Source organism: Enterococcus hirae ATCC 9790, from assembly GCF_000271405.2.
GTDB classification, from domain to species: domain Bacteria; phylum Bacillota; class Bacilli; order Lactobacillales; family Enterococcaceae; genus Enterococcus_B; species Enterococcus_B hirae.
In genome coordinates this window covers 51,631-73,819 of the sequence record NC_018081.1, presented here as the reverse complement: position 1 = coordinate 73,819, position 22,189 = coordinate 51,631, and the positions used below count along the sequence as shown (strand labels likewise).

The 22,189-nt window shown below is 37.9% G+C and carries 21 protein-coding genes, 1 tRNA gene, 2 pseudogenes and 1 other annotated feature; of the genes and pseudogenes, 19 read left to right on the top strand and 5 right to left on the bottom strand.

The window, feature by feature from the left end; translation table 11 throughout:
- Positions 1-21: 21 nt before the first annotated feature.
- From ftsZ to ileS, 7 genes and pseudogenes are all read left to right on the top strand, one after another.
- Positions 22-1,266, top strand: coding sequence for a cell division protein FtsZ (ftsZ, locus tag EHR_RS00355; protein ID WP_010719775.1), 1,245 nt, complete (start codon positions 22-24; stop codon positions 1,264-1,266).
- Between the two features lie 14 nt (positions 1,267-1,280).
- A complete protein-coding gene (locus tag EHR_RS00350; RefSeq protein WP_010719774.1) occupies positions 1,281-1,967 on the top strand; it encodes a YggS family pyridoxal phosphate-dependent enzyme in 687 nt (228 codons plus the stop codon).
- Positions 1,967-2,563 (top strand): cell division protein SepF, encoded by a 597-nt coding sequence (locus EHR_RS00345; protein ID WP_010719773.1) that lies wholly within the window; start codon positions 1,967-1,969, stop codon positions 2,561-2,563. Before EHR_RS00350 ends, EHR_RS00345 begins: the two co-directional genes overlap by 1 nt.
- Positions 2,564-2,592: 29 nt before the next feature.
- Positions 2,593-2,862 carry a YggT family protein gene (locus EHR_RS00340; RefSeq protein WP_034686156.1) on the top strand — a complete coding sequence of 90 codons (270 nt, stop codon included), beginning with the start codon at positions 2,593-2,595 and terminating at the stop codon, positions 2,860-2,862.
- Between the two features lie 35 nt (positions 2,863-2,897).
- Positions 2,898-3,679 (top strand): annotated as a pseudogene (locus EHR_RS00335) (YlmH family RNA-binding protein).
- A 20-nt stretch (positions 3,680-3,699) separates the two neighbouring features.
- Positions 3,700-4,404, top strand: coding sequence for a DivIVA domain-containing protein (locus EHR_RS00330; protein WP_010719771.1), 705 nt, complete (start codon positions 3,700-3,702; stop codon positions 4,402-4,404).
- Positions 4,388-4,605 (top strand) — a binding site (T-box leader). Its footprint overlaps the gene before it by 17 nt.
- A 57-nt stretch (positions 4,606-4,662) precedes the next feature.
- Positions 4,663-7,455 carry an isoleucine--tRNA ligase gene (gene ileS, locus EHR_RS00325; protein WP_010738196.1) on the top strand — a complete coding sequence of 931 codons (2,793 nt, stop codon included), beginning with the start codon at positions 4,663-4,665 and terminating at the stop codon, positions 7,453-7,455.
- 219 nt (positions 7,456-7,674) lie between these two features.
- Here the strand turns inward: ileS and zwf are convergent, their stop codons facing one another.
- The 3 genes from zwf to EHR_RS00310 form a co-directional block, all read right to left on the bottom strand.
- The gene (zwf, locus tag EHR_RS00320; protein WP_010738195.1) at positions 7,675-9,204 is read right to left on the bottom strand and encodes a glucose-6-phosphate dehydrogenase; all 1,530 of its coding nucleotides are present in this window, start codon (positions 9,202-9,204) and stop codon (positions 7,675-7,677) included.
- Positions 9,205-9,218: 14 nt separating this feature from the next.
- Entirely contained in the window at positions 9,219-9,866 is a 648-nt protein-coding gene (gene efaR / locus EHR_RS00315) for a transcriptional regulator EfaR (protein ID WP_010719768.1), read from the bottom strand.
- A gap of 246 nt (positions 9,867-10,112) precedes the next feature.
- Positions 10,113-10,505 (bottom strand): DUF4828 domain-containing protein, encoded by a 393-nt coding sequence (locus EHR_RS00310; protein ID WP_010738194.1) that lies wholly within the window; start codon positions 10,503-10,505, stop codon positions 10,113-10,115.
- Positions 10,506-10,666: 161 nt separating this feature from the next.
- Here EHR_RS00310 and sfsA point away from each other — a divergent pair, with 161 nt between their 5' ends.
- From sfsA to EHR_RS00255, 11 genes and pseudogenes are all read left to right on the top strand, one after another.
- The gene (gene sfsA / locus EHR_RS00305) at positions 10,667-11,395 is read left to right on the top strand and encodes a DNA/RNA nuclease SfsA (protein ID WP_010738193.1); all 729 of its coding nucleotides are present in this window, start codon (positions 10,667-10,669) and stop codon (positions 11,393-11,395) included.
- A gap of 16 nt (positions 11,396-11,411) precedes the next feature.
- Complete coding sequence (locus EHR_RS00300; RefSeq protein WP_010738192.1) at positions 11,412-12,425, top strand: Gfo/Idh/MocA family protein; 1,014 nt, start codon at positions 11,412-11,414, stop codon at positions 12,423-12,425.
- A 1-nt stretch (position 12,426) separates the two neighbouring features.
- Positions 12,427-13,717, top strand: a pseudogene (locus EHR_RS00295) (DEAD/DEAH box helicase).
- Positions 13,718-13,781: 64 nt separating this feature from the next.
- Complete coding sequence (locus EHR_RS00290) at positions 13,782-16,484, top strand: sigma-54-dependent transcriptional regulator (protein ID WP_042969798.1); 2,703 nt, start codon at positions 13,782-13,784, stop codon at positions 16,482-16,484.
- Between the two features lie 154 nt (positions 16,485-16,638).
- On the top strand, positions 16,639-16,956 hold the full coding sequence (locus tag EHR_RS00285; RefSeq protein ID WP_010719763.1) for a PTS sugar transporter subunit IIB: 318 nt from the start codon (positions 16,639-16,641) through the stop codon (positions 16,954-16,956).
- Between the two features lie 25 nt (positions 16,957-16,981).
- On the top strand, positions 16,982-17,302 hold the full coding sequence (locus EHR_RS00280) for a PTS lactose/cellobiose transporter subunit IIA (RefSeq protein WP_010719762.1): 321 nt from the start codon (positions 16,982-16,984) through the stop codon (positions 17,300-17,302).
- Positions 17,303-17,426: 124 nt separating this feature from the next.
- On the top strand, positions 17,427-18,884 hold the full coding sequence (locus tag EHR_RS00275; RefSeq protein WP_010738188.1) for a PTS sugar transporter subunit IIC: 1,458 nt from the start codon (positions 17,427-17,429) through the stop codon (positions 18,882-18,884).
- Between the two features lie 63 nt (positions 18,885-18,947).
- Positions 18,948-19,169: a hypothetical protein gene (locus tag EHR_RS00270; RefSeq protein ID WP_010719760.1), complete on the top strand. Its 222-nt coding sequence runs from the start codon at positions 18,948-18,950 to the stop codon at positions 19,167-19,169.
- 27 nt (positions 19,170-19,196) lie between these two features.
- Entirely contained in the window at positions 19,197-19,379 is a 183-nt protein-coding gene (locus EHR_RS00265) for a DUF3188 domain-containing protein (RefSeq protein ID WP_010719759.1), read from the top strand.
- Positions 19,379-19,792 (top strand): DUF3284 domain-containing protein, encoded by a 414-nt coding sequence (locus EHR_RS00260; RefSeq protein ID WP_010719758.1) that lies wholly within the window; start codon positions 19,379-19,381, stop codon positions 19,790-19,792. The genes EHR_RS00265 and EHR_RS00260 overlap by 1 nt, the downstream gene beginning before the upstream one ends.
- 145 nt (positions 19,793-19,937) lie before the next feature.
- Positions 19,938-21,119, top strand: a complete 1,182-nt coding sequence (locus EHR_RS00255) for a GNAT family N-acetyltransferase (protein WP_010738187.1) — start codon at positions 19,938-19,940, stop codon at positions 21,117-21,119.
- A 158-nt stretch (positions 21,120-21,277) separates the two neighbouring features.
- On the opposite strand, the gene EHR_RS14145 is transcribed toward EHR_RS00255, so the two are convergent.
- The gene (locus EHR_RS14145; RefSeq protein ID WP_010738186.1) at positions 21,278-21,442 is read right to left on the bottom strand and encodes a hypothetical protein; all 165 of its coding nucleotides are present in this window, start codon (positions 21,440-21,442) and stop codon (positions 21,278-21,280) included.
- 152 nt (positions 21,443-21,594) lie between these two features.
- Here EHR_RS14145 and EHR_RS00250 point away from each other — a divergent pair.
- A tRNA-Arg gene (locus tag EHR_RS00250) sits at positions 21,595-21,668 on the top strand.
- 61 nt (positions 21,669-21,729) lie between these two features.
- Here the strand turns inward: EHR_RS00250 and EHR_RS00245 are convergent.
- The gene (locus tag EHR_RS00245) at positions 21,730-22,125 is read right to left on the bottom strand and encodes a hypothetical protein (RefSeq protein WP_010738185.1); all 396 of its coding nucleotides are present in this window, start codon (positions 22,123-22,125) and stop codon (positions 21,730-21,732) included.
- Between the last annotated feature and the right edge of the window lie 64 nt (positions 22,126-22,189).

Genomic DNA, 22,189 nt, shown 5'->3' with positions numbered 1-22,189 from the left:
TCATCCTGGGAGGAATAAAATATGGAATTCTCAATTGATAATAATATCAATGACGGCGCAGTAATCAAAGTCATCGGTGTCGGTGGCGGCGGTGGAAATGCTGTTAACCGTATGATTGAAGAAAATGTAAAAGGTGTTGAGTTCATCACTGCCAACACAGATGTCCAAGCATTGAAAAATTCAAAAGCTGAAACAGTTATCCAATTAGGACCTAAATATACACGCGGACTAGGCGCAGGCTCTCAACCAGAAGTTGGTCAAAAAGCTGCCGAAGAAAGTGAACAAGCTTTACGCGAAGCCTTAGATGGCGCTGACATGATTTTCATTACTGCAGGTATGGGAGGCGGAACTGGTACAGGTGCTGCTCCAATCGTAGCAGGAATTGCTAAAGAACTTGGTGCTTTGACTGTCGGTGTCGTAACTCGACCATTCACTTTTGAAGGACCAAAACGTGGCAGATTTGCTGCTGAAGGTATCGCACGTTTGAAAGAAAACGTCGATACATTATTGATTATCTCAAACAACCGTCTTCTTGAAGTAGTTGACAAGAAAACACCAATGTTAGAAGCTTTCCGTGAAGCTGATAATGTATTACGTCAAGGGGTTCAAGGGATCTCAGATTTGATTACAGCCCCAGGTTACGTTAACCTTGACTTTGCTGATGTGAAAACTGTTATGGAAAACCAAGGAACAGCGTTAATGGGTATCGGTGTAGCAAGCGGTGAAGAACGTGTGATCGAAGCGACGAAGAAAGCTATTTCTTCTCCACTTCTTGAAACATCAATCGATGGAGCTGAGCAAGTCTTGCTTAACATCACTGGTGGATTAGACATGACTTTATTTGAAGCTCAAGATGCTTCAGATATCGTAGCAAATGCTGCTACAGGCGATGTTAACATCATTCTAGGTACATCAATCAATGAAGAAATGGGCGATGAAATCCGTGTAACGGTTATTGCAACGGGTATCGACGAATCAAAAAAGGAACGCAAGTCTAGTCGTCCGGCTAGACAAACACAAATGCAATCATCTACTCAAAAAACAGTTTTAGATATGGATCAAGCAAAACCAATCTCTGCTGAAGAAGAAAATAGCAGTTTTGGTGACTGGGACATCAGACGTGAACAAAATGTCCGTCCTAGAGTTGAAGAAACGAATTTTGAACCTATCGAAAAAAAAGAATTTGATACATTCAATCGTGAAGAAACAAAAGCAAAAGGTGACGATGAATTAAGTACACCACCATTTTTCCGTCGTAAAAAATAAAGGAGGAAGAGCACATGATTGCTGACAACTTGCTAAAAATCGAGCAAGAGATTCAGGACTCGTGTGCTCTTGTTCATCGTGATCCGAAAGAAGTCACACTAGTCGCTGTCACCAAATCAGTGGATTCTGCTACGGCAGAAAAATTGATTGAACAGGGTGTAAAAAACTGCGCAGAAAACCGCGTAGATAAATTGTTACAAAAAAAACAAGATTTAGTTAATTATCCTGATGTAAAGTGGCATTTAATTGGTAATTTGCAGCGTAGAAAGGTAAAATTGATTATAAATGAAATTGATTGCTTTCACGCATTAGACAGTTTGAAATTAGCAGAAGAAATACAAAAAAGGGCAACAAAACCCCTCGATTGTTTTGTGGAAGTGAATGTATCTGGTGAAGCATCCAAACATGGTTTTTCGCCAGAAGAGCTGGTTCCTTTTATCGAATCTTTAGTTGCTTTGTCTAAAATAAAGGTTGTTGGTTTAATGACGATGGCACCTAAAGAGGCTTCTGCTAAACAAATTCGCAAAGTATTTGGAACGCTGAAAGAATTGCGTGATCTTGTTCATTCGAAAGGTTTTTCGCATGCACCATGTACGGAATTAAGCATGGGAATGAGTCAGGACTTTCAACTGGCAATCGAAGAAGGTGCCACATTCATCCGTGTAGGAACAGCGCTATTCAAAGACGAGGAGGAACAATAATGCCACTTTTAAATAGAGGTGCGATTGCTAATTTTTTCGGATTAGCTGATGAGGAAGAGTACGAGGAGTATCCTGAAACATCTAAGCCGGCTGTAGCACAGCCTACAACAAAAAAGAAACCAATACAGCCAACACAATCTCAAATGAGCCAGCCAAGAGCTGTCTCAAAGCCACGTGCGCAACAAACAACACGTCCTGTTGCTCGTGAAAGTGTAGCGGCAAATGAAACAAAAAAAGTGATTGAATTACATCAAACACCAGCTAAAAAAACACGTAAAGAAGAAACAGCAAAAACTTCTTTTACACCTAAAACAAATTTAGCTGGAAAAATTACGGTCATGGAACCACGAGCTTATTCTGAAGCAATGGCTATTGCTAAACGAATCATTGCTGGTGAAGCAACATTAGTAAATTTCCATTTAGTAGAAGAAAAACAAGCGAGAAGAATCGTTGATTTTTTAACTGGCACTGTCTATGCATTAGATGGTGACATTAAGCGAGTAGGTGACGAGATTTTTCTATGCACGCCAACTGGAATGGAAATCGATAGTTCAACAGCACAATCTTTTGCAGACGTGAACCTATTTGACCTATAAGAGGAGGAACGACAATTTATATTATTTTTATATTACTTAATCTGCTGGGACGAGCAGCCTACTTTTACAGTCTTTTGTTAATGGTTTATGCACTTTTATCCTGGTTTCCAGGAGGATATCAATCAGGGATTGGTCGCTTTTTAGCAAAAATCTGTGAACCGTATATCCAGTTATTTGATCGGCTTCCACTTCGATTTGGTGGAATTGATTTTACGATTCTAGCTGCGATCTTGATTTTAAACTTAGCAGTACAAGGTCTTCAACATATCGTTTTATGGATAGTCATGGCAATTTATTAAAACGATCAAAGGAGTAGCTGATAGGAGGGGAAAATATGGACGCAAATGTTTATCAGCATTTCCGTGCAGATGAACGTTCTTTCATCGATTCAGTAGGTGATTGGATCGAACAGGTACAAGGGCAATATGCACCTTATCTTACTGACTTTCTTGATCCAAGACAATCCTATATACTAGAGACGCTGATCCGTCAAGATAGTGAATTACACTTTTCATTTTATGGCGGTTATGAGCAAGCAGAACGGAAGCGATGTTTGATTTTTCCTGACTATTATGAGCCTACTGACGAAGATTTTGAGGTGTCACTTTATGAAATCCATTATCCGAGTAAGTTTGCTAGTTTGACTCATGGAAAAGTATTAGGTACATTGGTTGGTACAGGTATCAAACGAGCTTACTTTGGTGATATCATTTCTGATGGTGATCGTTGGCAAGTGTTCATTGCAAGAGAAGTTGAACAGTTTGTAGCAACGCAAGTAACAAAAATCGGCAAAGTCTCTGTTCGGATGGAGCCAATCAAGTATACGGAATTACTTGTGCCAAAAGATGGTTGGACACAAGAAAGAGGTACAGTGACTTCATTGAGACTAGACAGCGTGATCTCGGAGATTTATAATATTTCTAGACAGCGTTCGAAGCAGCTGATTGAGTCTGGAAAAGTAAAAGTAAATTGGACAGAAAATACACGCCCTGATTTTTTACTTGAGTTATTAGATATCGTTTCGATCAGAGGATTTGGTCGAATCCAAATTCAAGAACTTGAAGGAAAAACTAAAAAGAAAAATACAGGGTATTATTTGGTGTATTACGTAAATAAAACAAAAAGGTGGTTTACACATGGCTTTAACTCCATTAGATATCCAAAACAAAACATTCCCCACAAAAATGCGGGGATACAATCAAGACGAAGTAGATGATTTCTTAGATTTAGTTGTTCGTGACTATGAAGAAATCACGCAACGAAACCGTGAACTTGAAAAAGCAGTGAAACATTCAGAAGAAAAATTAGAATATTTCAATGAACTAAAAGATGCATTGAATCAGTCAATCATCGTGGCACAAGACACAGCGGATAAAGTTAAAACAAGTGCAAGTAAAGAGTCCGAAGTAATCGTGACATCTGCTCAAAACAAAGCGGATGAATTAGTGGCTACGGCTGAAAAACGTGCGCACCAATTAACGACAGATGCGGAAGAAAAAGCAAGACAAATCCTAACAGATGCAACTGAAAAAGCAAAACAGCTAGCAGTTGAAACAGAAGACTTAAAGAAAAAAACACGAGTTTTCCACCAACGAATCAGCTTGATGTTAGAATCTCAATTAGAACAAGTAAAAAGTCCAGAATGGGATGAAATTTTACAACCTTTCTCAAGCTATGTGTCAGATAGTCATGAAGTGATCAAAGAAGTTTTAGCAAAACAACTTGACAATGAAAATCAAACTGATGTAAACTCAGACACAGGCATCATGGAAGCACCAATGACTGCATTTGATACACAGGCGATCGATATTTCGATCATTCCTGGTGATGACGAAGAGTAGAACAGAAAAGCATTTTGTCATTCTTTTCAGCGAGCCGATGATAGTGGAAGTTCGGCAAGACCCTGCAAAGTGAAAGATCCTCTACGAAAATTGTTTCTGAAATAGGAGTAAGAAACAACGGTTGACCTCGTTATTGGTTTTTAAGAGTTACATGATCATGTAACTGAATTTGGGTGGTACCACGGCATGTTCGTCCCTTTGGATGAACATGCTTTTTTGTGTTCTTTAAAATGATGAAAGAAGGAGCGTAACTGGTTTATGAAAATGAAAGAAACCTTACAACTAGGTAAAACAAAATTCCCAATGCGTGGTAATTTGCCTAATCGTGAAGCGGATTGGCAAAAAGAATGGGAAGAAAATAAAATTTATCAAAAAAGACAAGAATTAAATGAAGGAAAGCCAAGTTTCATCTTACATGATGGACCTCCTTATGCAAATGGAAATATCCATTTAGGACATTCATTAAATAAAATCAGTAAAGATATCATTATCCGTTCAAAATCAATGTCAGGATTTCGTGCACCTTATGTTCCAGGTTGGGATACTCACGGTTTACCGATTGAACAAGTATTAGCCAATAAAGGGATCAAACGAAAAGAAATGACAATGTCAGAGTACTTAGAAAAATGTCGTGAATATGCCCTTTCACAAGTCGACAAACAACGAGAAGATTTCAAACGACTAGGAGTGGCAGGCGATTGGGAGCATCCATATGTCACGTTGGATCCTTCTTACGAAGCGGCACAAATCCGTGTTTTCGGTAAAATGGCTGAAAAAGGCTATATCTATAAAGGATTGAAACCAATCTATTGGTCTCCGTCAAGTGAATCTTCACTTGCTGAAGCAGAAATCGAATATAAAGATGTGAAGTCTCCTTCTATCTTTGTGGCTTTCAATGTGAAAGATGGCAAAGGGTTGTTAGATGAAGATACAGCTTTCGTTATTTGGACAACTACGCCATGGACATTACCAGCAAACCAAGGGATTGCAGTAAATCCAACTTATACGTACGTTTTAATCGAAGCAGATGGACGTAAATTTGTCGTTGCAAAAGATTTATTAGAAAAGGTTCAAACTGAAATCGGTTGGTCTGATGTTCAGGTGTTGAAAGAGATTGCTGGTCAGGAAATGGAATACATGACTGCTTGGCATCCGTTTTATGAGCGGGAATCATTAGTCATCTTAGGTGACCATGTAACTTTAGACGCTGGTACTGGATTAGTCCATACAGCACCAGGTCACGGGGAAGATGACTATATTGCAGGAAACAGATATAAATTGCCAGTAGTTTCTCCAGTGGATTCAAAAGGGGTTTATACAGAAGAAGCACCAGGATTTGAAGGGGTCTTTTACGACAAAGCGAATCCAATGATTACTGATTTGTTACAAGAAAAAGGTGCTTTATTAAAACTTGACTTCTTTACGCATAGTTATCCTCATGACTGGCGTACGAAAAAACCTGTGATTTATCGTGCTACACCACAATGGTTTGCATCAATCGACGATTTCCGACAAAATATTTTAGAGGAAGTAGAGAAAGTAGATTGGATTATTCCTTGGGGGAAAACACGTCTTTATAATATGATCCGTGATCGTGGCGACTGGGTTATTTCACGTCAACGTGCATGGGGTGTGCCATTGCCAATCTTTTACGCTGAAAATGGGGAAGCAATCATTACGCCGGAAACGATTGAACACGTAGCGCAATTGTTTGCTGAACATGGTTCAATCATTTGGTTTGAGAAAGAAGCGAAAGATCTTCTTCCAGAAGGCTTTACGCATCCAGGATCACCGAATGGACAGTTTACGAAAGAAACAGATATCATGGATGTTTGGTTTGATTCAGGTTCTTCTCACGAAGCAGTCTTGCGTCAACGTCCAGAACTATCATTCCCAGCTGATATGTATTTAGAAGGTTCTGATCAATACCGTGGCTGGTTCAATTCAAGTATTACTACAAGTGTGGCAATCAATGGGGTTGCACCGTATAAATCTGTCCTTTCTCAAGGGTTCACTCTGGATGGCGAAGGGCGTAAGATGAGTAAGTCGTTAGGTAACACGATCTTGCCAGATAAAGTGATCAAACAATTTGGCGCGGATATCTTACGTTTGTGGGTAGCTAGTGTGGATTATGAAGCAGATGTACGTGTATCCATGGATATTTTAAGCCAAGTAGCAGAAGTTTACCGCAAAATCAGAAATACGATGCGCTTCTTGATTGCAAATACTGAAGACTTCGATCCACAAAAAGATACGATTTCATTTGAAGAATTACGTTCTGTAGATAAATATATGACTATCCGATTGAACGAAGTGATTAAAGAAATTCGTGAAGAAGGATATGAGAAATATAACTTCATGCACATCTATCGTACCGTAATGAACTTTTTAACAGTAGATCTATCTGCGTTCTATCTGGATTTTGCTAAAGATGTTGTTTATATCGAATCAGAAAATGATTACCAACGCCGTTGTATGCAAACTGTGTTTTATCAAACAGCAGTAGCTTTAACAAAATTATTAACACCGATTATTCCACATACTGCAGAAGAAATTTGGTCTTTCTTAAAAGAAGAAGAAGAGTTTGTTCAATTAAGTGAACTTCCAGGTTACCAAGAGTATCCAAATCAAGAAGAATTGATGGATACTTGGGCAGCATTTATGGACTTCCGTGATAAAGTGTTAAAAGCTTTAGAAGAAGCACGAAACAATAAATTGATCGGTAAATCTTTGGAAGCGAAGTTAACGATCTATCCAAATGAACAAGTTCGTGGATTGCTGACAGCTGTGGATGCGGATATTCCACAATTGTTGATCGTGTCACCAGATTACTATGAAGTGATGTCAGCTAACGCAGAAGTACCAGAAGCTGCGGTGAAATTTGATGACGTAGCCATTTTAGTAGAAAAAGCTGACGGACAAACATGCGATCGTTGTCGTCAAATCCGCAAAGACGTAGGCGTTGATGAAAAATTACCACACTTATGTGGACGCTGTGCGCACATCGTTGAAGAAAACTATCCAGAAGCAGTGGCAGAAGGATTTGAATAAAAATTTGGTCATGTTTGGTGACTAAAGGAAAGTTATCTAAAAAACATCAAAGTTAGTAAGAGTTACTAGCTTTGATGTTTTTCGTTTTAATAGAGTGATTTCATTATCCATATAGAGCCGAGAGGAGCCAAAAAGTCTGGGATATTAATCAGAACATAACTGATTAATATCCCAGACTCTTAATATTAGTAAATTTTTACTTTTAAACGTTCTACACAGCTAGTCTTCTAGCTTTCCACGATCACGGTACCAGTCATCTGGTTGCCAGATCCATTCAAACCCATCTTTTTCCAGCAATTCAAATGCACCTTCTGGTCCCATTGTTCCAGCTTTATAATTAGGGAAGTCAGGTTCCACTTGATCCCAAGCTTTACGAATGACATCGACGATATGCCAAGATTGAGCAACTTCTTCCCAATGTGAAAAGTTTGTACCATCACCTTTTAAAGCATCTAAAAGCAGCTTCTCATAAGCTTCAGGACTGTTTTCAACCATTTCAGCGCTATTGCGGTACTCTAATCTTCTAAATTCAGTGTTAAACCCTTGTCCAACCTCTTTTCCATTTAATGTTAAAGAGAAACCTTCCGTTGGTTGGATATAAATCGTTAAAACATTTGGTGGTAATGTCCTATCTTCACAAGGTTCATCTTCGACCGAAGTTTTAAAAACATTGACTGGGACTTGTTTAAAGACGATATTGATCCGAGTTCCTTTTTCTGTCAAACGTTTCCCAGTGCGCACATAAAAGGGAACACCTGACCAGCGGAAATTGTCAATGACAAACTTCCCAGCTACAAAAGTTTCGGTAGTAGATTCAGGATCTACTTTATCTTCTTCACGATAGCCTTTAAATGTATTACCATCTAACTCACCAGGTGCATATTGCCCACGGATAAAGTTTTTTAATGCTTCAGATTTTTCATAGATTCGCACAGCTTTCAGTGCCTTGATTTTTTCTGCACGAATTTCTTTTTCAGAAAAGGCGACAGGAGGTTCCATCGCTAAAAGTGCTAGTACTTGTAGAATGTGGTTTTGGACCATATCTTTTAAAGCACCACTGTGATCATAGTAGCCACCACGATCTTCAACACCTAAAGCTTCACCGAATGTAATCTGAATATTATCGATATAGCGATTGTTCCATTGTGATTCAAAAATGTTATTAGCAAAACGAATTGCTGAGATATTTTGGATCATTTCTTTACCTAAATAATGATCAATCCTAAAGATATCTTGTTCAGGGAAGACTTGACGGATCTTTTCATTCAGCTCGAATGCAGATTGATAATCTGAACCAAATGGTTTTTCGATGATCAAGCGATTATAACCATTTTCAGTAACGATATGTTGCGATTTAAGATGAGAAACGATCGTACCGAAAAATTCTGGAGACATGGCTAAATAATAGATGCGATTGCCAGCTAATTGGTAGGTTTCATCTAAGCGGTCAGCTAGGTCTTTTAAAGTATTGTAGTGGGTAGAATCATTTACATCATGTGATTGATAGTAGAAATGACTAGCAAATTCTTTTGCTTCTTCTTCAGTCGGATTCAAGGACTGGATCGTCGAAGCGACCACTTCACGATAATGCTCATCGCTCCAAGGTCTACGAGCAGTACCGATTACTGCAAAATGTTTTCCTAGATTTCCTTTTTTATAAAGGCGGAACAAGGAAGGATACAATTTGCGTTGTGCTAAATCACCTGTACCACCAAAGATTGTAAATAAGACATTTTTTTCATTAGCCATATGGGTGTACTCCTTTATAATTTGTCGACAAAAATCGTACTGGCTGCTTTAAAGCTGACAGGGATTTTCTTTTGTTGATTTTGGATTGTGATCGGTCCTTCATAAGCGGCAACATCTACAATCTCGTATTCTTCATCAATGTTTAAGTCAATCGTCACAAGATAGTCCAATAGTTCTTTTTCATCCAACACTCGAGCGATGCGAACTTTAGAACCAACTGGATAAGACTCTAATGTTTGTCTACGTTCTTCATGAACCACTTGTTCTTTTTTAGGAATAATTCCACCATGTGGACAGTGCATAGGATGATTCAAATAGTCTTCTAAATGGTCAGCAAGTTGTTCTGAAGTCACATGTTCCAACACTTCAGCATCATCATGGACTTCGTTCCAGCTATAATCTAAATGTTCGACTAAAAAAACTTCCCATAAACGATGTTTGCGAATCAAACTACTTGCCTTTTGTAAGCCAGTCTCCGTAAGTTGAACTCCTTGATAAGGAGAATGCTCAACGAGTTGTTCTTTCACAAGTTTGGAAATCATTTCGCTAACAGAAGCTGGGGACACAGCAAGACTGGAAACGATTTGTTTATTATTTACTTTTGTCGTGTCTCCGCCTAATTCCAAAATGATTTTCAAGTAATCTTCTCGATTTGGTGTCATGTTTAATCATCCTTTCATGGTATGAAACCATCATTAGTAAGTTTATCAAAAAAACATCAAATGACTATTTTTCTAGACAAAAAACGTAAAATAAACGAAGAAATACAGAAAGGTAAATCAATGATGAAGGGAATGAAAAGAGTTTGGGATACAGGACTTGCTCTAAAAGTCGTTCAAGAAGTGGCTCTATCAAAAATAAGTCGAAGAATTCCAAAAACAGGAGGAGATTTTTGGAAATTCTTCGACTTATTTCTCAGAGTTAGCCGCTCTTGTCACACCCTCTTTTGAGGAACTATTTTGTTTTGTCAACGTATAAGAAGTATCGGATGATTCATCATAAAAGGTCGTATCACTGTATGATAGGATCAAATAAAAACCATATTGATCTCGCAAGACGAGTTGCTGTGGAGTTAGTTCGACCAATTCCGTTACTAAGGAGTGACCGTTGATAGATAAATCAAACGTTTCTGTGACCAGTAGTTGTTGTTTTTGTTGATTTTTATCTATAAAGGTCCAGGTTCCATGATATTGCGTTGGATCAAAGTCTTTGGTGGTTGGCTGTTTCTTTTTCAGAAAGAATTTTCCAAATAAAATAGCAAAAAATGCAAGGATTCCATAAAGTGTTTTTTTACGTATCATACGATTGTCACTCCTAACCTCTTTTAATTCCAACGATCATTTTCTGTCAGTTTCATTGTACCTAAAAAAAATAAAGATTTCTCTAGGACTTTCGACTGGTTTTTCAAGAGTTTTTTGTGAAATTATGGTAGGATACATAGTAGGAAGAAAGGTGACCGTTTTTGAAGTACCAGCAAGTAGAAATCGCTTTTTTTATTGAACGACCGAATCGTTTCATCGCTCATTGCTTGAACCAACAAGGAGAAGTGATCGTAGCCCATGTGAAAAACACTGGAAGAGGTAAAGAAGTCCTGCTTCCAGGAGCGAAAGTAGCGGTTGCATATACACCTAGTATAAAACGGAAAACAGATTATGATTTAATTGCTGTGAAAAAAGGGGATAACTGGTTCAATATCGATAGTCAACTTCCCAACCGTTTGGCATTAGAAGGAATTTTATCTGGAACAATCCAGTTGCCATCGTTGATCGGAAAAATCGTTAAGTTCAAGCGTGAAGTCCGCTATCGACAGTCCATATTTGATATTTATTTAGAAACAGATTCAGGACAAAAAGTGTTCGTCGAAGTAAAGGGAATGACTTTAGAAAATAAAGGAATTGGGGCGTTTCCTGATGCGCCAACGTTACGAGGTTTAAAACATGTGAAAGAATTAGTGGAAGCGCGACAGGAAGGCTATGAAACTTACGTGTTGTTTATCGCACAGTTTGAACACCTTCATCTGGCAACAATCAACGAAGCAATGCAACCGGAGTTAGCCAATATCATACGCTACGGACAGTTAAACGGCGTGAATGTTTTAGCCTATAATTGTCAGGTAACAGCGGATTGTGTCAATTTGAAACAAGCCATACCATTTGATGTAGAGGCATCGTTTGAAGACCCGAATAAATAGAAAGAAGGTAAATGAAATGATCAATTTAGGAATTATTGGTACCAACTGGATCACCCATCAATTTGTGCAAGCAGCATTAAGCACGAAACAATATGAATTAACAGCAGTTTATTCGAGACATTTAGAAAAAGCACAAGAATTTGGCGCCAAGTATGAGGGAGATATTGCCTATGCGACAGATTTAGAAACTTTTTTTGGTCTGGAACATCTTGATACGGTATACATTGCTTCGCCTAACAGCCTGCATTTTCAACAAGCAAAACAAGGCATTTTAGCAGGGAAAAATGTCATTGTTGAAAAACCGGCATTTAGTACGCCTAAAGAAATGGATGAGATCATTCATCTAGCGAATGAGAAAAATGTTTATTTTTTTGAAGCTGCACGAAACATCCATGAAGCAGGATTCAAAAAAATTGCTGATTATCTTCCATTGAAAGATGAGATCCTCGGTGCCAACTTTAGTTATATGAAATATTCTTCTCGTTACGATCAAGTACTAGCAGGAGAAGTACCAAATATTTTCTCTACCCGTTTTTCTGGTGGTGCGCTGATGGATCTGGGCGTTTATCTCGTTTATGCTACGATAGGATGGTTTGGGATGCCTTCAGAAGTTCACTATTTCCCACGAAAGATCTCAACTGGTGTTGATGGATTAGGTTGGGGGATCTTGCGTTATGAGACCTTTGATGTCACGATTCAACCTGGTAAAATCGGGGATTCTTACTTACCTTCAGAAATCTACTTTAATTCAGGAACATTAGTCATGAACGGGGTCAATGCGATTGAAAAAGCAGAGTTCCATGATCGAGAACATCAGGAAATTGATGCATTAGCAATTACCGCAGCTGAAAATCCCATGGCAGAAGAGGCAGCTGATTTTGCCAATGTGATCAATCATCCAAACGATCCAGCTTGGGGATTACGATATGAAGAATGGATCGAACTTGCTCGCAATGTGAACCAAGTAGTTTACGATCTTAGAATAAATGGTGGCATCAAATTTGATGCCGATAATGAGGACGATTTTTAAAATGAATGAATTTGTAAAAAACTTTCCACAAGCTTGGCAAGAAAAATGGCAGGAAAAGGGATTTCAAACACCCTCTCTGATCCAACAGGCTGTTTTTCAACCGCTTAAAGAAAAAGAATCAATTATTGGTATTTCACCAACCGGCTCAGGCAAAACATTAGCTTATCTTTTACCTTTGCTGCTGAATGTCCCTAAAGAGGGGGGAAGTACTTTACTAATCCTTGTTTCTTCACAAGAATTAGCAATTCAAGTCGCAGAAGTGGCTCGTGAGTGGTCAAAAGGATTGGCATTAAAAGTCCAATCACTTGTGGGCGGAGCTAACGTCAAAAGGCAGATCGAAGGTTTGAAAAAACGACCAGAAGTCTTAGTAGGGACTCCTGGACGGGTGCTGGAATTGATGAAGACCAAAAAATTAAAAGCTCATCAGTTGCAAACGATTGTTTTTGATGAAGCAGATCAATTGTTTGATGAGGGGAATCGTTCATTAGTGGAACAAATTTTGCGACAAGCCCCTGTGGACTATCAATTAGTATTCTTCTCAGCAACAGCTGATCGCTCAATCAGTAAAATTGAAGAAATCACAAATGCTTCCATCCCAGTTGTTGATGTCACAAAAGACGATGACTCTAGAAAAGGTCAGCAACATTACTATTTAAGGATACCACCTCGTAAAAAAGAAGAGTATTTGAGACGGCTTGCTTATGTCACAGATTTTCATGGACTAGTCTTTTTCAACCAACTCAATGAATTAGGGACAATGGAAGAAAAATTACAATTTCGTGGTGTTTCAGTTGGCAGCTTAGCTTCCGATCAAAATAAATTGTTACGTAAAGCAGCACTTGATCAATTCAAGGATAAGAAAATCACGATGTTGTTCACGACTGACGTAGCAGCCAGAGGATTAGATATCGAACAATTACCTTATGTTGTGAATGCCGAAATTCCCTTAACGGAAGAAGCTTATCTGCATCGTTCAGGGCGAACCGGACGGATGGGGAAAGACGGAACCGTGATCACGTTTGTGCAAGATCATACAGTTAAAGAGTTGAAAAAATTAACACGTCATATGGCGATTGATATGGAAGAGATTTTTCTTCATGGTGGACAATTAGTCAAAGAATTGCCACAAAAAGAACTCTCACAAAAAGAAGAAGCCAATGACAAAAACACAAAAAAAACTGCTCCATTTGGTCCTTCGAAAAAAGAACAAGTTGAAAAAAATAGTACGCCAAAGAAAAAGCTTAAAAACAAACAAAAAAAGACAGAAAAATAAAGGAGCAAGGCGCAAATAAGCGCCTTTTTGTGTTATTATATTGAAAACGCAATCAGCGTTATTTGAGGATAGTGGGGGATTGTATGAACGAAAGACAAGAAGAAATATTGGATCTATTGCATGAGAAACAGCAAGGATTGACGGCAAGTGATGTGGCAAAACATCTAAAAATCGATCGAAGTAATGCAAGTCGATATCTCAGCGATCTCTATAAAGACCGCTATATTATCAAAAGTTCCGGCAGACCAGTCGTCTATTCATTGCCTCCGCAAAAAACAGCCTCTGACAAAGTTCACGTTGATGCATCGACCCAAGTGACGTTTGATACACTAGTTGGTGAAAATGATTCTTTGAAAGTAAGCATCCAGCAAGCTAAGGCAGCCATATTATATCCTCCTCGAGGATTGCATACAATCATTTTTGGTGAGACAGGAACGGGTAAATCGATGTTTGCAGAATGTATGTATCATTTTGCGATTGATTCTGAAATGCTCTCAGAAGATGCCCCTTTTGTTTCATTTAACTGTGCGGATTATGCGCAGAATCCACAGTTACTGTTTGGACATATTTTTGGAATCAAAAAAGGAGCTTATACTGGGGCATCGCAAGATAGTCAAGGGTTGATTGCGAAAGCGAATGGTGGGATCCTGTTTCTTGATGAAATTCATCGTTTACCACCAGAAGGACAAGAAATGTTGTTTACTTTTATTGATAAAGGGGTCTATCGTCCGTTGGGAGAAAGCGCCCACGTCCATGAAGCATCTGTTCAGATCATTGGAGCAACCACCGAGTCATCCGAAAGTTTTTTGACAACCTTTAATCGCCGAATTCCTATGGCAATCACATTACCAAATCTGGCTTCTCGTTCATTAGATGAACGTTATGAAATCATTTCTTTATTTATCAAACAAGAAGCCAATCGTTTGAATCAACGTATAGATATCGAAAAAGAAGCCATTTTGGCATTTATGCTTTATGATGCAGAAGGAAATATCGGACAAGTCAAGCGTGATTTGAAATTAGTATGTGCGAAGTCATTTTTACATTATCGGACACATAATGAAGAAAAACTGATTATTCGTAAAGAAGAACTGTCTCTCCAAGTACAAAAAGGGTTGTTGAAAATCAAAGAAGTACCTGAACGTTTGGATCGCTTTATGGATAGTAAGAGTCAATACCTGACTTTTGAGCCTGGTTTTGCTGATGTTGTTTGGTCACAAGATCCAGAACGAAACATGCAGGTCTATAATGATATCGAAGAAAAAATGCTTTCTTTATCAGAAACGGGTGTCGAAAGTATTGATTTAGAAATTTTGATCTCGAAAGATGTGGATGCTTATTTCCAAACTTATGTCAAAGAGTTGACAAAGAGTACGATTCCAAAAGATCTGTTGCCAGATGACATTTGGCGATTAACCAACGAGTTATACGATGTTGCAGAAGCTAGGTTGGATCGAATCTACAATGAAAAAGCTCGATTTGCCTTTGCCCTTCATTTGCAAAGTACATTGGATCGGGTCAAAGAAGGACACATGATTGTTCATCCTGATCTCAACAACGTACGCAAAAATTTTAAAAAGGAATTTCAAGTAGCCATTGATTTATCTACGATCATTGAAGAAGAACAACAAATTGAAATTCCGTTTGACGAAATTGGTTTTATCAGTATGTTTCTTTCCATTAATCTTGGCGAAAGTGAACCAGTAAAAGAAAATAAAGTTGAGGTCTTAGTTTTGATGCACGGCAGACAAACCGCCTCAAGTATGTTGGAAATGGCGCAAGAATTATTAGGAACGAAATTAGGTACAGCATTTAATATGCCGTTAGCCATGGAAGTCCAAACGATGTATGAAGAAGTGCTGGCTTATGTTCAAAATCGTCAGGCAAGTCTGACGAATGGATTGATCTTACTGACGGATATGGGTTCTTTAAATACCTTTGCTGACTTGATTTTTGAAGAGACTGGAATCAAAACGAAAGCAATTACAATGAGTAGTACGATGATCGTGATTGAGGCATTACGGATGGCGAATGTTGGGCGGAGCTTGGAAGATATCTATCAAAGTATCCAGATTTCCTTTGAAACGATCGTCAAGGACCAATTCAAAGAAGAACAAACTGAGACCTATGAACGTAAAAAAGCGGTGATCGTTACTTGTTTTACTGGGGAAGGTGTAGCAGCTAAATTATACCAACGGATTGTTCCTGTAATCGACCAGAAAAAGGTCGAAGTGATCCAAATGCAGTTTTTAGAACGAGAATCATTTAAGCGACACATTGATGCATTATTAGAAGAATATGAGATCAAAGCCATTGCGGGCACGGTAGATGTGGATTACCAAAATATTCCGTTTTTCTCAGCGTATGATGTCTTCAACGATGAGAAATTGAATATGCTCAAGCGGATCGCTGATGATGAAGTTCCAACTGCCAAAATCGTTGATTCATTAAAAGATTCTTTAAATTCGATTTCTTCGGTAGAGCTTTTGATCCATTCTTTACAAAAAAACATCCAGCAAATCCAAACGGATCTCTCAATTATAGTAGAGCCAGGAGTAGATATTGGGATCGTGATTCATTTAGCCTTTTTACTGGATGGACTGATCAAGCATGAGAAGACCCGAGAATTTGAGAATCTGTCTACTTTCTCAAAAATTTATCGTTTAGAAATGGACATCGTTCGAACGAATCTTATTGGATTGGAACGGAAATATCAGGTGAATATCCCAGAAAATGAGATTGCCTTCTTAACGCAAATGTTTATTGAAAATAAAATTAAAAAATAAAACACACTAATCTATTTTTTTACACAGATATCACCAGTGTGCGCACAGAAAAGAAGGACCAAAGGCTATGAAAACGCTATTTTGGTTCTTTTTTTGTTTGGCATGCTTCTTGCATTATAAAAATGTGTAAAACAAATTAAAAGGAGTGGAGAAAATGGCGAAAAAAACGATTATGTTAGTATGCTCTGCGGGGATGAGTACAAGTTTGCTAGTTACGAAAATGCAAAAAGCTGCAGAAGAAAAAGGAATGGAGGCAGATATTTTTGCTGTTTCAGCTTCAGACGCTGATAATAATCTTGAAGCAAAAAATGTCGATGTCTTACTTTTAGGACCTCAAGTCCGGTTTATGAAAGCTCAATTTGAGCAAAAATTAGCACCGAAAGGGATTCCGCTAGATGTAATCAATATGCAAGATTACGGCATGATGAATGGTGCAAAAGTACTAGAACAAGCCGAAAATTTGATGCAATAAATCTATAGGAAATGGAGGAAAAAATGTGGAAGATCAACAAAATCTCGAAGCCATCATGGGACTCATCATGTTTGGTGGTAATGCCAAGAGCGATGCAATGGAAGCGATTTCTGCGGCTAAAAAAGGTAATTTCGAGTTAGCGGATCAAAAAATAATGGATGCAAAGGAATCATTAGTCCAAGCCCATCATTCACAGACGCAAATGTTGACACAAGAAGCACAAGGAAACCATGTTCAGGTCACGTTATTGACCGTACACAGTCAAGACCATTTAATGACGTCGATTGCTTTTACTGATTTAGCAGAAGAACTTATTGAACTTTACCGAAGAATCAATGTCGAATAAAGACAGATGAACGAAAATAGAACCTTCTTTTTTGAACGGAAGAAGAAAAAATTTTGAACGGATTTTTTTAATTTGGTATGAGGAAGCAATTCTTTATATAAACAACTTATAGGAGGATATAAAAATGAACGGATTAACAAATTGGATGGAGAAATACATCCTTCCGGTTGCCGCAAAAATTGGTGCGCAGAAACATTTAGTTGCTTTGCGTGACGCTTTTATCGGTACTTTACCTGCAACAATGGCGGGATCAGTCGCTGTAATGATCAATGCAATTATTCGAGATTTACCACAGCAATTTAATAGTACGTATGCAGATAGTTTAGCAGCGGACAAAGGAATTTTTGCAGTATTAAATGTTATTATTGGAATTAATGGATTTGTATGGAATGGAACTTTAGCAATTGCCGGCTTGATTTTTGCCTTTTCTTGGGGATACAATCTTGCGAGAGCTTATGGGGTCAATGACCTAGCCGGAGGGATCGTTGGTCTGGCAACTTTGATCCAAGGAATTTCTTTTGGTCCTTCATTGTCAGCCGCTTTGAACGTGAATGTTCCGCAAAATATCGTTGATGCCATCAATGGAACAGAATTAGGGGCAACGATCGCGGATGGAAATTTATCTGTTGGTCTTTGGGGTTGGCTAAAACTTGATCATTTAAATGGAAACTCTTATTTCACAGTCATGATCATGGGTGCTATTTCTGTCATTATTTTCTGTAAATTAATGTTAGCCAACATTACGATCAAAATGCCAGATTCTGTACCACCAGCAGTATCGAAGGCTTTTGCCGCAATTCTGCCAGCAACGATCGCTTTATATGTCATTGCTATTATTAATTATATCGTTGGTCGTATCGCTGACGGACAATTGATCATTGATTTAGTTCAAAAATATATCGCTGAACCTTTCTTGGGATTATCTCAAGGGATCGGTGCTGTTTTGATCGTTACGGTCTTTGTTCAGATCTTCTGGTTCTTTGGTATTCATGGACCAAACGTGTTAGCTCCAGTTTTAGAAGGAATTTGGGGTCAAGCACAATTGATCAATATCGATATTTTCCAAAAAGGTTACAATGGCAAAACAGGAACACCTGCAGTCTTAGATGCAATTGAAGATGGTAAGGCTTATATGTGGGTTCGTGGATCCTTTGATGCCTTCGCTTGGTTCGGGGGTTCTGGTGGTACGATCGTTCTATTGATTGCTATTTTACTCCTTTCTAAACGTGCTGATTATTTAACAGTTGCTAAATTGTCGATCGGACCTGGTATTTTCAACATCAATGAACCAGTTATGTTTGGTTTGCCGATTGTATTGAACGCTATCATGTTCATCCCATTCTTATTAGCACCTGTTGTTGCAACAGCTATAGGTTGGGGAGCAACTTACTTTGGTTTGGTCGCCCCAGTATCGCAACAAGTCACATGGGTTGTTCCACCATTCTTACTCTCGTTCCTAGCTACCGGAGCAGACTGGCGTGCGCCAATCGTGACATTAGTATGTATGATCGTGACTTTCTTGATCTGGGCACCGTTCGTTATCTCAGCGAATAAGATGGATCCAGCAGCAGGCGAACAATAAAAATCAATGAGCAGAAGCATTTTTTGCTTCTGCTCTCTAAACAATAATCTAGGAGGAACTAAAATGATTTCAATCGCAAGTGCCATGCAACAAGATGCTATCAAAGAGTTATTAGAAGGTTACAATGAAGATGGCTTTTCATATACATTTAAAGAAAAACAAGGGATCAAATTGTTTTTTGAGACGAGCGCACAAGATAAAGAAGCAGCAGCACAAAAAGCAAAAGCATTAATCAAAGCACAACCATGGGGCACTGTTTTATATTTTCAAGCAACAGCAGTTTAACTGGTTGTAAGATAGGAAGGGTTCAAAATGATGAAAAACGGCTTATTTTTATGTAGTATTGGTTCACTGATCGTATTGTATTGTTTAAATCCTAGTTCGCAAAACTATGATTTGTATAGTATGGCTACAGGACTATTTCTGGCAGGTTTAGGTATACATTTCTTTTTAAAAGGGAAAAAAAGAGAAGAAGCAAAGGGGAAAAATAGCTAATGGAAATCGTTAAAACTTTAAATATTCCAGCATCCTTTTTCTATGATAAAGTGATGGACTCTGTCCTTTTTGATGTACGTAAAGCGACTGGAAAATCGGTTACTCGTAAACAACTTAAAAACCTTGAATACGTCAAACAATTCTCACAAAATAGCCGCGCTCGCATCAAGATCGAGGAAGTTATTGAAAATCAGTCGTATAAATTTCGAACATCTACCACAAAAAATGATTATGTCGTCCATTATCAAATCAAAGCGTTAGATGATAAAACCTGCGAAGTACGTTATACGGAACAAATGCAATCATATGGGATGCTACAAAAATTGAATGATATGATTTTAGGAACGATGTTGATGTATTTTAAAAAACGTCGCTTCAAAAAAATGTTAGTAATGATCGAAGAAACTTACTAGTAAAAAACTAATTGTGGCAAGAAGCAGTTGATTCAGCTAAATAGTGATTTATTGAAATAACATTTTTATTTTGATAAAGTGACTATGGTTGGATCACTGAACTTGACACAATTTTTTATTGTTTTTGATGGAAGGGGTAACAAAAATGGCAAATGAAGTAAAAGAACTTGGTGTTGCTTATCAAGAAGCGATGTTTGAACTAGCAACCTATGCATTTAATGCGCAGGATACACCTGCAAGACGTGAACGATTCAAACTGATCGTTGAAAATTCATGGAATTATGGTTTTTTTGACGAGGAAGAGCAACTCACTAGCCAAGTAATGGCGACGCCTTTTTCTGTTGAATTTTATGGGCAACAGTATTTAATGGCAGGAATCGGTTATGTAGCATCTTATCCTGAAGCTAGGGGACAAGGCGGGATCAATCAAATCATGGAAAAAATCTTAAAAGATTGCCGTGAAAGAAAAGTAAGTCTTTCTTATCTTGCTCCATTTTCTTACCCATTTTATCGTCGCTACGGTTATGAGCAATTGTTTGATAAAATCAATTATCAATTGGATAGTCGAGATGTACCGAACGTGAAAAAGACGGCTGGCAAAATGAAACGAGTGACTTTTGAACAAGCAAGAGAAGTCATAGAAATGATTTATAAACAAATGCCAGCAAATCAGCGTGGTGGATTAAGTAGAGAAGACTGGTGGTATACTTATAAGTTTAAGCAAAAGACAGATAATCATTATGCGCTGTATTACGATGAATCTGGTCAAGCAACAGGATATGTGGTTTACCAGTTAACGGCACCAACATTTGTAGTAGTGGAATGGGGCTATTTGAGTCATGAAGCCTTTCAAGGATTAGTGAGGTTTGTTAGTTCCCATAGTGGGGCGTTTGCTTCTTTTGACTATGCTTGTGGTTATTCAGGTAGTGATCAAAATTATTTGCTTAAAAATCCTTTTGCACAAATGACGATCACGCCATATATGATGGGCAGAATTGTTGATCTTGAGTTGTTTTTGAAAGACTATCCTTTCAAAAAACAAGCGCTCACTTTTGCTTTAGAAGTAACAGATGATCCTTACGCACAGTGGAATGAAGGGATCTTTGAGATCACTGTATCAAATGCAGAGGTGAAAATTGAAAAAGTAACAGAAACAAAATTACCAACCATCAGTGGCACCATCCAACGCATGACTCAATTATTAATGGGGTATCGTCAGATGGAAGAACTTGTTTTTTACAATCACATCCAATTGTCAACTGAAGCTCTATTAGAAATGGCGCCATGCTTTCCAAGTCAGCAACCTATTCTAAATGATTATTTTTAAAATGAACGTAAAATATTTGTTGCTCAACACATATAACGCCCTCCAAGGTTTTCGACGAATTCTTGGAGGGCGTTATCGTATAAAAAGCTATTTTGAAATTTTTTCGATATCATTCTGAAAATCAGATTGCTTTTTTGCCACTGATTTATCTCATTTCTCTACAGCAAATCTTCTTTTTTAGTAAACTTGAATTTGCGACTTTCTTTTTTCTGAGGTTTTTCATCTTCATGCTGTTTAATGGCTTCTTTTGATAGTTGTTCTCGTTCTTTTTTAGAAGCATCAAAGCGTTCAGCGTATATTTCTTCTTTTGGTTTGTCATTCATAAATAAAACCTCCCTCATCACTTGTTAGATAACTCTATTTTATCACTCGTCAAAAGCTAGTGGAAACGTTTTGCTTAGGAAGAAAAATGATTTTTCTAAGAGAAGCTTGCATGTGCTCCTTAAACAAGCTAAAATAATACTATTGAGAACTTGTTCCTGTAGCTCAGTAGGATAGAGCAATCGCCTCCTAAGCGATAGGTCGCTGGTTCAATTCCAGTCAGGAACGTTAAAAACCTGTAACCGTTGTGGTTCAGGTTTTTTTGTTTATGTGGGACCAAGATAGTTTTCTACGCTACATTCGATTTTTCTGGTGAGTGAAAGACAGCTTTTCTAAATTTTTTTGATAAAGGAAAGGTAAACATACAAATAAGCAATAATAACTGGCTCAAAGTGATGACAGTTAAGCAAACTGTTTGGTATTTGACCAGTAAATAAAAATGGATGCCTAATTCGATAATATTAATCAAGATAAGGTACAAGTAGTATTGTTTCTTTATTTTACATTGATAAATACAGTAGAAACTGAACCGATAATCTAAACAAACCAAAAATAGCAAAATGAATTTGTGGATTGTTGTGAGCAGGTCATGTTGATTAGCTAAACGATGAAAAAACAATAACGCAGTTGGCAGAGGGATATAAAGCGTTAATAGTAAGACAAAAAAATAAACAATAAAAGGCATACTATCTCTCCATCATTTTTTCTAATTTTTAATAATAAATGTTGTTTTTGTCAATCTTATCAAA